General features: G+C 71.6%; 9 protein-coding genes. 4 read left to right on the forward strand and 5 right to left on the reverse strand.

Annotated elements, in window-relative coordinates; all coding sequences use genetic code 11:
• Positions 1-34: 34 nt before the first annotated feature.
• The 5 genes from ACZ4D5_RS21510 to ACZ4D5_RS21530 form a co-directional block, all read right to left on the reverse strand.
• Positions 35-1,663 (reverse strand): M4 family metallopeptidase, encoded by a 1,629-nt coding sequence (locus ACZ4D5_RS21510; RefSeq protein WP_467773963.1) that lies wholly within the window; start codon positions 1,661-1,663, stop codon positions 35-37.
• Between the two features lie 302 nt (positions 1,664-1,965).
• On the reverse strand, positions 1,966-4,011 hold the full coding sequence (locus ACZ4D5_RS21515; protein ID WP_467773964.1) for a M4 family metallopeptidase: 2,046 nt from the start codon (positions 4,009-4,011) through the stop codon (positions 1,966-1,968).
• A 360-nt stretch (positions 4,012-4,371) separates the two neighbouring features.
• On the reverse strand, positions 4,372-5,106 hold the full coding sequence (locus tag ACZ4D5_RS21520) for a PaaI family thioesterase (RefSeq protein ID WP_467773965.1): 735 nt from the start codon (positions 5,104-5,106) through the stop codon (positions 4,372-4,374).
• Between the two features lie 4 nt (positions 5,107-5,110).
• Positions 5,111-7,015, reverse strand: a complete 1,905-nt coding sequence (locus ACZ4D5_RS21525; RefSeq protein WP_467773966.1) for an ABC transporter ATP-binding protein — start codon at positions 7,013-7,015, stop codon at positions 5,111-5,113.
• Complete coding sequence (locus ACZ4D5_RS21530; RefSeq protein ID WP_467773967.1) at positions 7,012-8,835, reverse strand: ABC transporter ATP-binding protein; 1,824 nt, start codon at positions 8,833-8,835, stop codon at positions 7,012-7,014. The genes ACZ4D5_RS21525 and ACZ4D5_RS21530 overlap by 4 nt, the downstream gene beginning before the upstream one ends.
• A 176-nt stretch (positions 8,836-9,011) precedes the next feature.
• Between ACZ4D5_RS21530 and ACZ4D5_RS21535 the strand changes: the two genes are divergently transcribed.
• The 4 genes from ACZ4D5_RS21535 to ACZ4D5_RS21550 are packed head-to-tail and all read left to right on the forward strand — an operon-like array spanning position 9,012 to position 12,618.
• Entirely contained in the window at positions 9,012-9,914 is a 903-nt protein-coding gene (locus ACZ4D5_RS21535; protein WP_467773968.1) for an ABC transporter ATP-binding protein, read from the forward strand.
• Positions 9,911-10,690 (forward strand): ABC transporter permease, encoded by a 780-nt coding sequence (locus ACZ4D5_RS21540; RefSeq protein WP_467773969.1) that lies wholly within the window; start codon positions 9,911-9,913, stop codon positions 10,688-10,690. The genes ACZ4D5_RS21535 and ACZ4D5_RS21540 overlap by 4 nt, the downstream gene beginning before the upstream one ends.
• A 19-nt stretch (positions 10,691-10,709) precedes the next feature.
• A complete protein-coding gene (locus ACZ4D5_RS21545; protein ID WP_467773970.1) occupies positions 10,710-11,996 on the forward strand; it encodes an ATP-binding protein in 1,287 nt (428 codons plus the stop codon).
• Positions 11,986-12,618: a response regulator gene (locus ACZ4D5_RS21550; RefSeq protein WP_467773971.1), complete on the forward strand. Its 633-nt coding sequence runs from the start codon at positions 11,986-11,988 to the stop codon at positions 12,616-12,618. The genes ACZ4D5_RS21545 and ACZ4D5_RS21550 overlap by 11 nt, the downstream gene beginning before the upstream one ends.
• The last annotated feature ends 76 nt before the right edge of the window (positions 12,619-12,694 follow it).

Consider the following 12,694-nt stretch of genomic DNA (forward strand, 5'->3'; position numbering starts at 1 on the left):
CCCCTATGAGGGGCGCGGGGAACTGCGCAGTCTTCTACTTCACGTTGACACCGGTCCAGGCCGCCTCAACGCCCTTGTACTCCGCGGAGTCCGCACCGTACAGGTCGGACGCCGCCTTCAGCGTGCCCTCACGGGCCGCCTTGTAGTCGGTGGTCGACGTGAAGTACGTCGTCAGGGCCTTGAACCAGATCTTCTCGGCCTTGTCGCGCCCGATGCCCTCGACCTTGGAGCCGTCGGCGGTCGGGGAGTCGTACTTGACGCCGTTGATCTCCTTCGCGCCGCTGCCCTCGGACAGCAGGTAGAAGAAGTGGTTGGCGATGCCCGAGGAGTAGTGGACGTCGACGTTGCCCGCGTCCTCGCTCCAGCTGTCCAGGGACGAGCCGTCCTTGGAGGGCTTGTCCATGTAGCGCAGCGGGGTGCCGTCGCCGTTGATGTCGATCTTCTCGCCGACGAGGTAGTCGCCGACGTCCTCGGCGTTCTTGGCGTTGAACTCGACGCCCGCCGCGAAGATGTCGGAGGTGGCCTCGTTCAGGCCGCCGGACTCGCCGCTGTACTCCATGTTGCCGGTGGCCGAGGTGACGCCGTGCGTCATCTCGTGGGCCGCGACGTCGATCTCGGTGAGGGGCTTCTTGTTGCCCTCGCCGTCGCCGTACGTCATGCAGAAGCAGCTGTCGTCCCAGAAGGCGTTGACGTAGCTGTCGCCGTAGTGGACGCGCGACGTCGCGCCCTTGCCGTCGCCCTTGATGCCCTCACGGCCGTGGACGCTCTTGTAGTAGTCCCAGGTGAGCTGGGCGCCGTAGGCGGCGTCGACACCGGCGGTCTGGACGTCGTCCGGCTTGCCGTTGCCCCACGTGTCGTCGTCGTCCGTGAAGATCTTGCCCTCGCCCTGGCCGTTGGCCAGGTTGTACGTGGAGTGGCCGCCGCGCGAGTCGTCGGTCAGCTCGAAGCCGCTCGTGCCCTTCTTGGAGCCGATCTCGACCTTGCCGCTGTACTGGCTGTTGCCGGTGGCGTTCTCGATCTCCTGCTGCTGGAAGAGCTTCTTGCCGGTCGCGGCGTCCGTGACGACGCGCAGCCTGCTCGGCGTGCCGTCCTTCTGCATGCCGGTGACGACGGTCTCGTACGCGAGGACGGGCTTGCCGGTGGCGGCCCAGATCACCTTGCGCGGAGCCTGCGCGTCGGCCTTGGCGGTCTTCGCCTTGGCGGCCGTGGTCTCGGCGGCCTCGGCGACCGAGGACCTGGCGAGCTTCGCGTCGGTCGTGGCGACCTTCACGGTGGCCTTCGTGGCCTTGGTGACGCCCTTGAGCTTGCCGCTCTTCGCGGTGTGCACGACGAGGTCGCCGCCGAGGACGGGCAGTCCTTCGTAGGTGCGCTCGTAACGGGTGTGGGTGGTGCCGTCGGCGTCCTTGACGACGTCGCGGACGACGAGCTTCTCCTTGGCGCCCAGGCCGATCCTGTCGGCGGTGGCGGCCTTGTCCGCGCTCGCGTCCTGCAGCAGGTCCGCGCGGGCCGACGCCGAGAGGCTGACGGGCGCGCCGGCCAGGGTGGCGTCCTTGTCCGGCTGGGCGGAGGCGCCGGTGGTCAGCCCGGCGGTGAGCAGCGCTCCGGCGGCAACGGCGGTGGCGATGGCCAGAGTTGAACGCTTACGGGATATGTGGGGGGTCACGCAGGCTCCTTCTGTGGGGGGCCCAGGTGGCATGGGGGACTACCCGGGCATGGAAGACGCGGTGCGGGTGTGATTCCTGTGTGGTGCGAGGGAAGAGTGTCATTCGAGCCAGGTACATGTCAGCCCTTGAATGGATGTTGGCCGGAAATCGTCCGTTGAGCGATGGTCAACTTACGGAATGCGAACAAGCTGTTAACGGCATTCATCCGGAACGAGCGCGCCGCCCCGGGGAGTTGATTCACCCGGGGCGGCGCCGTCACGGTGCGCGGTTGCTCGCGCAGCGGTTCTCAGGATGCGGTCGTTTACGGGAAAGTGAGCTTCCAGCTGTTGATGTAGCCGGTGTCCTGCGCGGCCACGTCCTGGACCCGCAGCTTCCACGTGCCGTTGGCCACCTCGGACGAGGCGTTGACCGTGTACGTCTCCTTGACGTTGTCCGCGGAGTCCGAACCGCTGGCCGCCTTCAGGACGTAGGCCGTCCCGTCGGGGGCGATCAGGTCGACCTTCAGGTCACCGCGCCAGGTGTGCACGATGTCCACGGCGACCTTCAGGGCGCTCGGCGCGTTGCCGGTGCGGCCGGTGACGTTGACCGAGGAGGTGACCGCGGCGCCGTTGTCCGGGATGTTGACGTCAGTGGTGTTCTCGAAGTCGGTGCCGGGCACCTCGCCGCCGGGACGGCTGCCGACGTTCACGGCCGCCCAGGCGTGCGCCACGGCCGCGTACTCGGCGCTGGAGGTGCCGTACAGCTCACCGGCGACCAGGAGGGTGTCCCTGCGCGCGTTCGCGTAGTTGGTGGTCGTCGTGAACTTCGTGGTGAGCGCCTTGAACCAGATCAGCGACGCCTTGTCGCGGCCGATGCCGGTCACCGGCAGGCCGTCGGAGGTCGGCGAGTCGTACTGGACGCCGTTGATCTCCTTCTTGCCGCTGCCCTCGCTCAGCAGGTAGTAGAAGTGGTTGGCGACACCGGACGAGTAGTGCACGTCGATGTTGCCGATGCCGGAGTACCACGAGTCCTTGGACGAGCCGTCCTTGGAGGGCTTGTCCATGTAGCGCAGCGGGGTGCCGTTGCCGCGGATGTCGATCTTCTCGCCGACGAGGTAGTCGCCCACGTCCTGCGGGTTGTTGGCGCCGAACTCGACGGCCGCCGCGAAGATGTCCGAGGTGGCCTCGTTCAGGCCGCCGGACTCACCGCTGTAGGTCATGTTGCCGGTCGCGGAGGTGACGCCGTGCGTCATCTCGTGGGCCGCCACGTCGATGGAGGTCAGCGGCTTGGCGTTGTTCGCGCCGTCGCCGTACGTCATGCAGAAGCAGGAGTCCGACCAGAAGGCGTTGACGTAGTTGTTGCCGTAGTGGACCCGCGAGTACGCGCCGACCCCGTCGCCGCGGATGCCGCTGCGGCCGTGCACGTTCTTGTAGTAGTCCCAGGTGAGCGCGGCGCCGTAGTGGGCGTCGGCGCCCGCGGTCTCCGCGTTGGAGGCCTGGCCGTTGCCCCAGATGTCGTCGGGGCCGGAGAAGAGCGTGCCGGTGCCCGAGGTGCCGCGGTTCAGGTTGTACGTCTTGTGGTTGCCGCGGCCGGTGTCGGTGAGCGTGTAGTTCGACCCCGACTGCGCGGTGCCCAGGGTGACCTGGCCGCTGTACTGCGTGTTGCCCGTGCCGTTCTCGATGCCCTGCCACTGGAAGAGCTTCTTGCCGGTCGCGGCGTCCGTGACGACGTGCAGCTCGTTCGGCGTCCCGTCGTGCTGCAGGCCGCCGACCACGGTCTCGTACGCGAGAGTCGGCTCGCCCTTGGCCATCCACACGACCTTGCGCGGTGCCCGGTCCGCCTCGGTCTTCTTCGAGCCCTCGCTCTTCGCGGCGGCCAGCGCCTGCTTCTCGGCGGCCGACGCCTTGATGTCGGCGCTCAGGTCGATGCCCTTGAGCTGCGCCTTGGCGGCCTTGGTGACGCCCTCGGTCCTGCCGGACTTCGCGGTGTCGACCACCAGGTCGCCGCCGAGGACGGGCAGGCCGTCGTAGGTGCGCTCGTAGCGGGTGTGGACCGTGCCGTCGCGGTCCTTGGTGACGTCGCGGACGACGAGCTTCTCCTTGGCGCCCAGGCCCAGGTCCTTGGCGGTGTCCGCCTTGGTGGCGTTGGCGTCGCGGATCAGCTCCGCGCGCTGGGCGGGGGTGAGCCTGGCGGCGAGGGCGCCGGGGTCGACCTTCCCGAGCTTCTGGGCCGTGGCGGCCTTCGGCGCGTTCGCGGAACCGGGGTTGTCGGCGGTCGCGGGTCCGGCCTGGACGGCCACGGCGAGGAGAGCGGCGACGGCGGAGAGAGCGCCGACGGCGGCGGTGCGTCTGTGGGAGGTGTTTCTCAACACGGACTCCTTCTGCGCGGCCGCGGGGGTGCGCGGCCAGAACTACCGGGCGGCTGGGTCGCCGTCCGGGCAGAGCAAGGCGGAACGCAGAACTGGGCGGTGCACACAGGGCATTGCGCTGAGAAACCGTCACGTTGTTGAAGACTGTGCGACGGTCGAGGGGAAGAGTGACACCAGAGCGGTGTTGCTGTCAGGGGCGCGTCAACAGTTGGCCGGAAATGGTCCGTTGGCCGGTGGAGGGCGTTCGTTATGCGGAGGTCCTCGGCGGTACGGGGGCTCGGCCTGGGACAGCCGTGGTGGCCGACTCGTGGCTCCGCCCCGGATCCCGCTCCTCAAGCGCCGGAGAGGCTGATTTCGGCCTCAGGCGGCCGAGGAGGTGCGGGGGTCGATCCACAACGCCTCGCCCAGCGCGCACAGTTCGCCCTTGGCCGTGGCCACCGCGACGCCCATCGTGTGCTTGCGGCCCGACTCGTGCAGCAGCCAGGCGTACGTGATGTGGCGCTCGCCCGCCGTCACCGGGCGCAGCACCCGCCCCGTCAGGGCCGCCGTCACCGCGCCCATGCGCAGGCCGCCCAGCAGGATCCCGGCCGCCGCGCTCGGGCAGTCCAGGGCGGCCCAGACCAGGTCGGGCCTGAACAGGCCGTCGGCGTCGGCGAAGGAGGCGTGCGGGACCCAGGCCGTGGCGACCATGTCCCGCCCCGGCACCGGCATGCAGTGCTGCAGCAGACCGCTGCCCGGCGCCCGCTTGCCGCAGCCGAAGCAGTCGACGTCCTCCTCGGCGAGCAGGGGCGGCGCCGCGAGGTAGGCCTCGGTGGCGGCCGCGGCCTCGTCCCAGGAAGGGGCGGGCGGCGCGGTGAGGGCCGCTTCGGGCGCGGGCGTCGCCACGGCCAGGGCGGTGCCCGCGCGGTCGGTGAGCCGCGCGCCGCCGTCCGGGTCACCGGCCAGGAGCACCGGCTCGCCCACCGGCGTCTTGGCGCGGAAGTCCACGCGCACCGTCTGCGCGCTCGCACGCTCGGCGAGCAGCCCGGCGACGTACCCGCCGAAGGCGACCCCCGGATAGCCCTGGTACAGCGGCGCAACAACAAGATCCGTCATGGGATCAGCTCACCACACTGTTCCGCCAGGCGCGATGAAGATCCGCGAACGATCCGGTGCCCGCGATCAGTTCGGCCGGACTGCCGTCCTCCACGATCCGGCCGCCCTCCATGACGAGCACCCGGTCGGCGATCTCCACGGTGGAGAGCCGGTGGGCGATCACCACGGCGGTGCGGCCGCGCAGCACCGTGTGCATGGCGCGCTGCACGGCCCGCTCACCCGGGATGTCCAGCGAGCTGGTCGCCTCGTCGAGGATCAGCACCGCGGGGTCGGCGAGCAGGGCGCGCGCGAAGGCCACCAACTGCCGCTGGCCCGCGGAGATCCGGCCGCCGCGCTTGCGTACGTCGGTGTCGTACCCGTCGGGGAGCGAGGCGATGAAGTCATGGGCGCCGATGGCCTTCGCGGCGCGCTCGATCTCCTCGCGCGTGGCGTCGGGCCTGCCGATCGCGATGTTCTCCGCGACGGTCCCGGAGAACAGGAACGCCTCCTGCGTCACCATGACCACGCCGCGCCGCAGCTCGGCGCCCGTGAGGTCCCGCAGGTCGACGCCGTCGAGCAGCACGCTGCCTTCCGTCGGGTCGTAGAAGCGGGCGAGCAGCTTCGCCAGCGTGGACTTGCCCGCTCCGGTGGAGCCGACCACGGCCACGGTCTGCCCGGCGGGCAGCGTCAGGTCGAAGCGCGGCAGCACCTCGCCACCGGTGCGGTAGGCGAACCGCACCCCGTCGAAGCGGACCTCGCGGCCCGGGTGCGCGGACTCCAGGGCGGGCAGGGCGTGCGCGGCGCAGGCCTCCGGTTCGGGCACCGTCGGGGTCTGGGCGAGCAGGCCCGCGATCTTCTCCAGGGAAGCGGCCGCCGACTGGTAGGAGTTGAGGAACATGCCGAGCCGGTCGATCGGGTCGTACAGGCGCCGCAGGTACAGCACGGCGGCGGCGAGCACACCGAGCGCGAGCCCGCCGTCCGCGACGCGGTGGGCGCCCCACAGCACGATGCCGGCCACGGCGGTGTTGGCGACGAGCCGCGAGCCGACCACATAGCGGGCCATCTCCAGGATCGCGTCGCCGTTGGTCCGCTCGTGCCGGTCGTTGAGCGCGGCGAACTCCGCGTCGTTGGCCCGCTCCCTGCGGAACGCCCGCACCGGGCGGATGCCGTTCATCGTCTCCGCGAACTTCACGATGACGGCGGCGATGGCGGTCGAGCGCTCGCGGTACATCGCCCCCGCGCGCCGCTGGTAGCGACGGATGAGGAGGCAGAGCGGCACGAACGACGCCACGGCCACCGCGCCGAGACCGAGGTCGAGCCAGAGCAGCATCGCCGAGATGTAGACGAAGGACAGCAGGACCGTGACGAGCTCCTGCAGCCCCTCGCCGAGCAGCTCCCGCAGCGACTCGACGTCCGTGGTCGAGCGGGAGATGAGCCTTCCCGAGGTGTACCGCTCGTGGAAGTCGACGCTCAGCGCCTGCGCGTGCCGGAAGATGCGGCCGCGCAGGTCGAGCAGTACGTCCTGGTTGACGCGCGCGGAGGCGACGACGAACGCGTACTGCAGGGCGCCCGACGCGCCCGCGCAGAGCAGATAGCCGACGGCGACGGCGATCAGCGGGCCGTAGTCGTCGGCGCGCACGGCGGGCACCCCGCGGTCGATGGCGTACGCGACGAGCAGCGGCCCCGCCTGCACGACGGCCTGCTGCACGAGGAGCAGCACGGTCGCCAGGACGACGCGGCCGCGCAGCGGCGAGAGCAGCGAGCGCAGCAGCCCGAGGGTGGCGCCCGTTGCCGCGGGCAACTCGTCCTTGTCGAAGGGGTCTTCGGCGCCGGCGGGGCCGCCCGGCGTCCCGACGGGGCCGTCGCCGTCCGCCCCCTCCTCGCGCCCCGGCTCCGTGGTCCACGGCGTGGACGTCGACGAGGTGGTCATCGGGCAGCCTCCTCGGCGGTGTGGTCGGCTTCGGCTCCCGACATCAGCCAGGCGTACTCCGCGTTCTCCCGCAGGAGTTCCTGGTGGGTGCCGACGGCGGCGACGCGGCCGCCGGAGAGCAGGGCGACGCGGTCCGCGAGCTGGACGGTGGAGGGCCGGTGCGCCACGATCAGCGCCGTCGTGTCCGCGAGGACCCGCCGCAGCGCCGCCTCCACCAGCGCCTCCGTGTGCACGTCGAGCGCGGAGAGCGGGTCGTCCAGGACCAGGAAGCGGGGGCGGCCCACCACGGCGCGGGCCAGCGCGAGGCGCTGTCGCTGGCCGCCGGACAGGCTCAGGCCCTGCTCGCCGACCTGGGTGCCGCTGCCCTGGGGCAGCGCACGGACGAAGTCGGCCTGCGCCACGTCCAGGGCGCGGCCCAACTCGGCCTCGCCCGCGCCCTTTCCGGCTCCCATCAGGACGTTCTCGCCGACCGTCGCGGAGAAGAGCGTGGGCTCCTCGAAGGCCACGGACACCAGCGTGCGCAGCCGCTCGCGGTCCATCGCCGTGATGTCCTCGCCGTCCAGCGTGATGCGGCCGCCGGTGATCTCGTGCAGCCGCGGCACCAGCGCGGTCAGCGTCGTCTTGCCGCTGCCGGTCGCGCCGACGAGGGCCATGGTCTCGCCGGGGCGTATGTGCAGGTCGACGCGGTCCAGGACGGGAGGTGCGTCCGGCGGGGCGTCGGGGTAGCGGAACTCCACGGCGTGGAACCGCAGTCCGCCGTCCTCGGCGGCCCGGGCGGCGGACGCCTTCTCGGCGGCGACCGCGGGGGTGGGGGCGGCCGCGGGGTCCTCCGGCTCGGCGTCCATCACCTCGAAGTACCGCTCCGTGGCCGTCGCCGACTCCTGGCACATCGCGATCAGGAAGCCGATCGACTCCACCGGCCAGCGCAGCGCGAGCGCCGTGGACAGGAAGGCGACCAGGGTGCCCGCGGACAGGTCGCCGTCCGCGACCCGCACCGTGCCGAGCACGAGCGCCGCCCCGATCGCGGCCTCCGGCAGCGCCATGATCACGGCGTTGATCGCGGCGAGGATCCGCGCCTTGGCCAGCTCGGTGCCGCGCAGCGTGTGCGACAGCTCGCGAAAGGCCCGCGCCTGGCTGCGGTGGCGTCCGAAGCCCTTGATGATGCGGATGCCGAGCACGCTCTCCTCGACCACCGTCGTCAGGTCGCCGACCTGGTCCTGCGCGCGCCGGGCCACGGCGGTGAACCGCCCCTCGTAGTACGCGAGGACGATCACCATCGGCGCCACGGGCGCGAGGAGCACCAGGCCGAGCGTGAAGTCCTGGCCGAGCAGGATGATCACGCCGACCACGATGGTCGCGCCGTTGACGAGGAGGAACGTCAGCGGGAAGGCGAGGAACATCCGCAGCAGCATCAGGTCGGTGGTGCCGCGCGAGAGCAACTGCCCCGACGCCCACCGGTCGTGGAAGGCCACGGGCAGCCGCTGCAGATGGCGGTAGAGATCCGCCCGCATCGACGCCTCCACGCCCGCGAGCGGCCGCGCCACCAGCCACCGCCGCAGCCCGAAGAGCAGCGCCTCCGCGAGGCCGAGCAGAAGCAGCAGGAGCGCCCCCAGCCACACCCCCTGCGGATCCCGGTCGGCCACCGGGCCGTCCACCATCCACTTCAGTACGAGGGGGAAGACGAGCCCCGTACAGGAGGCGATGATCGCGACGAACGCCGCGGTGAACAGGCGGGTTCGGACCGGACGCACATAGGGCCACAGCCGCAGCAGAGTCCGGACGGTGGACCGATCCTTGGCAGGTGCATCTGATTTCGGCATCAGGGGCGAGCCTACGGATCGCCACTGACAGAGCCCACCGAGTTTTGCTCTGCGCACAGCGACGTTTCGGACAGGGCACCCGGTGTGGTCGTACCCCTCCATCAACCGATCGGCTGATGCGTCCTCGAGCGCGACGGACGATGTCCGCACCCCCGCCCACCGGTGATTCTCGACGCATGCCCCTCATCGAAGTGCACGAACTCAAGAAGGCCTACGCCGGACGCACCGTCGTCGACGGCGTCTCCTTCGCCGTCGAGGAAGGCGAGATCTTCGGCATCCTCGGCCCGAACGGCGCGGGCAAGACCACCACCGTCGAGTGCGTCGAGGGCCTGCGCGTCCCCGACTCCGGCCGCGTCCGCGTCGCGGGCCTCGACCCCGTCACCGACCACGGACAGCTCACCCGCATCCTCGGCGCGCAGCTCCAGCAGAGCGAGCTGCAGCCCAAGCTCACCGTCCGCGAGGCCCTGGAGCTGTACGCCGCGTTCTACCCGAACCCCGCGGACTGGCGGCCGCTCGCCGAACGCCTGCGCCTGACCGACAAGCTCGACACCCGCTTCGCGAAGCTCTCCGGCGGCCAGAAGCAGCGCCTGTTCATCGCGCTCTCCCTGATCGGCAGCCCGCGGGTCGTCGTCCTGGACGAGCTGACCACCGGCCTCGACCCGCGCGCCCGCCGCGACACCTGGGCGCTCATCGAGGACGTACGCGACAGCGGCGTCACCGTCCTCCTCGTCACCCACTTCATGGAGGAGGCCCAGCGCCTGTGCGACCGCATCGCGGTCATCGACCGGGGCGGGGTCGCCGCCCTCGACACCCCGGCGGGACTGATCAGCCGGGCCGCGAACTCCACCGTCATGTCCTTCACGCCGTCCGCGCCGCTGGACGAGCGCCTGCTCGCGGCGCTGCCCGCCGTCACCTCCGTCGAGTACCGCGCCGGCCGCTACACCCTGGGCGGCACCGACGCGACCGTGGACGCCGCGATCACCTTGCTCGCCAGGCACCACATCACCGCCCACCAACTCCGGGTCGCCGACGCCACGTTGGACGACGCGTTCCTCGACCTGACGGGAGCCAAGGCATGACCACCGCCGTCGCCGCACCCCATGCCGCCACGAAGACCACCCCCTCGGCCGCCGTCCTCAAGGCCGAGCTCCGCCTCTTCCGCCGCGAGCCGGGAGCCCTCTTCTGGATCATGGCGTTCCCCACCCTGCTCCTGGTGATCCTCGGCTCCATCCCCTCCTTCCGCGAGACCGACGCCTCGCTCGGCGGCCTGCGCCTGGTCGACACCTACGTCCCCGTCTCGGTGCTCCTCTCGCTGATCATGGCGGGCCTGCAGGCGATGCCGCCGCTCGTCACCGGCTACCGCGAACGCGGGATCCTGCGCCGCATGTCCGCCACGCCGGTCAGGCCCTCCGCCGTGCTCGGCGCGCAGATGGGCATCCACGGCGCGGCCGCCCTCGTCTCGGCCCTGCTCTCGCTGGCCGTGGGCCGCCTCGTCTTCGACGTGGAGCTGCCGAGCCAGCCCTTCGGGTACGCCCTCGCGCTGGCCCTCGCCGTGCTGAGCGGCCTCGCGCTGGGCGCCCTGGTCTCGGCGCTCGCCCGCACCACGAAGGCCGCGAGCGCGATCGGCTCCGCCGTCTTCTTCCCGATGATGTTCAGCGCGGGCGTCTGGCTGCCCGTGCAGGCGATGCCCGACGCGCTCGCCCGCGTCGTGGAGCTCACCCCGCTCGGCGCCGCCGCGCAGGCCCTGGGCGACGCGGCGGCCGGCGACTGGCCCGCCTGGTCCCACCTGGGCGTCCTCGCCCTGTGGACCGTGGTCCTCGCCACGGCGGCCGCGCGCTGGTTCCGGTGGGAGTGACCCGGGGGTGGCCTGGTCCATGGCGGACACTGGTGCGGTGAGCACCAGTTCGGCGGAGGCCGTGAAGACGATCGAGCAGCGGTGGGCCCAGTTCCACCGCTGGGGTCCCTACGTCCTCCTCGGGTTCAGCCTCGTCATGGGGCTCGCCACGGGCGACGTCGTCGGGATGGGCCGCGGCGACTGGCACCTGGCCTGGGGCCTGGTCGGGGCGGGATGCGCGCTCCAGCTGTGGTGGGGCAGGCTCGCGCCGACCCGCCCGGAGCCCTCACCCGCGGGCATCGCCTACTACGCCCTGCGCTGGGCCATCGCGTTCGTCCTCGCCTGGATCAACCCGTTCTTCGCGTTCTACGCCGTACTCGGCTACTTCGGCGCCGAACGGCTGCTGCCCCCACGCCTGGTCAAGCCGGGTCTCTTCGCCACCGCCGTCACCATGTCGGGCTCACAGTCGGGCGGCCTGCCGCCCGACGACGAACTCGGCTGGATCGTCTTCGGCGGCCTTATCGCGGTGAACGTCGCGCTGCTCACCGTCTTCGCGCACCTCGCCGCCCAGGAGGACGAGCGCGCCCGCGTCCAGGCCGCCACCATCATCGAGCTGGAACGCACCAACACCGCGCTCCAGCAGGCCATGGACGAGAACGCGGCCCTGCATGCCCAACTCCTCCTCCAGGCCCGCGAGGCGGGCGTCGCCGACGAGCGGCGCAGGCTCGCCGCCGAGATCCACGACACCATCGCGCAGGGCCTGACCGGCATCATCGCCCAGCTCCAGGTCGTCGCGAACGCCGAGGACGCGAAGCTGTCCAGAGAGCACCTGGACCGCGCGGCCGCCCTCGCCCGGCACAGCCTGGGCGAGGCCCGGCGCTCCGTGCACAACCTCTCCCCGACGGCCCTGGAGCACGACACGCTCCCCGAGGCGCTGAAGAAGACGGTCGCCGAGTGGGCCGAACGCACCGGGGCGCGCGCCGACTTCACCCTCACCGGCACCGCCGAGCACCTGCACGACGAGATCGAGGCGACCCTCCTGCGCATCGTCCAGGAGGCGCTGTCCAACGCCGCCCGGCACGCCGGTGCCGCCCGCCTCGGCGTCACCCTCTCCTTCATGGGCGACGAGGTCATCCTGGACGTCCGCGACGACGGCCGGGGCTTCGACCCGCTCGCCCTGCCGGCCCGCTCCGGCGCCGGCGGCTTCGGCCTCGACGGCATGCGGGCCCGCGCCGAACGCATCGCGGGCTCCCTCACCGTGGAGTCCGAACCGGGCGGTGGGACCGCGGTGTCCGCTCGCGTACCGTTGGTGCGCCATGAGCACTGAAGTGATCACTCTCATCGTCGTGGACGACCACCCCGTCGTCCGCGACGGCCTGCGCGGAATGTTCCAGTCGGCCTCCGGCTTCGAGGTGCTCGGCGAGGCCTCGAACGGCGTCGAGGCGGTGGCCCTGGCCGCCGAACTCGATCCGGACGTCGTCCTGATGGACCTGCGCATGCCGGGCGGAGGCGGCGTCGACGCGATCGCCGAGCTCACCCGGCGCGGCGCCCGCGCCCGCGTCCTGGTCCTCACCACGTACGACACGGACTCCGACACGCTCCCCGCGATCGAGGCGGGCGCGACGGGCTATCTGCTCAAAGACGCCCCGCGCGACGAGCTGTTCACCGCGGTGCGCGCCGCCGCCGAGGGCCGCACCGTCCTGTCGCCCGCCGTCGCCTCCCGCCTCGTCTCACGCGTGCGCGCCCCCGGCAACGAGCCGCTGAGCACCCGTGAGCGGGAGGTGCTCGCGCTCGTCGCCAAGGGCACGTCGAACCGCGCGATCGCCGCCGAACTCTTCATCAGCGAGGCCACGGTCAAGACGCATCTCACCCACATCTACGGCAAGCTGGGCGTCAAGGACCGGGCGGCGGCGGTGGCGACGGCCTTCGGCCGCGGGATTCTCGGCTGAGCGTCGGGGCGTCTGTGCCCCGAAGGGGCGCGGGGAACTGCGCACCCAGCCGAGAATCCCGCGGCCGACAGATCAC

This window comes from Streptomyces sp. NPDC025651 (assembly GCF_055558735.1).

Bases quoted from the DNA above. Each gene is read 5' to 3' on its own strand.
- ACZ4D5_RS21520 (WP_467773965.1), bottom strand. From the start codon at position 5,106: ATGACGGATCTTGTTGTTGCGCCGCTGTACCAGGGCTATCCGGGGGTC.
- ACZ4D5_RS21525 (WP_467773966.1), bottom strand. From the start codon at position 7,015: ATGACCACCTCGTCGACGTCCACGCCGTGGACCACGGAGCCGGGGCGC.
- ACZ4D5_RS21530 (WP_467773967.1), bottom strand. From the start codon at position 8,835: ATGCCGAAATCAGATGCACCTGCCAAGGATCGGTCCACCGTCCGGACT.
- ACZ4D5_RS21535 (WP_467773968.1), top strand. From the start codon at position 9,012: ATGCCCCTCATCGAAGTGCACGAACTCAAGAAGGCCTACGCCGGACGC.
- ACZ4D5_RS21540 (WP_467773969.1), top strand. From the start codon at position 9,911: ATGACCACCGCCGTCGCCGCACCCCATGCCGCCACGAAGACCACCCCC.
- ACZ4D5_RS21545 (WP_467773970.1), top strand. From the start codon at position 10,710: ATGGCGGACACTGGTGCGGTGAGCACCAGTTCGGCGGAGGCCGTGAAG.
- ACZ4D5_RS21550 (WP_467773971.1), top strand. From the start codon at position 11,986: ATGAGCACTGAAGTGATCACTCTCATCGTCGTGGACGACCACCCCGTC.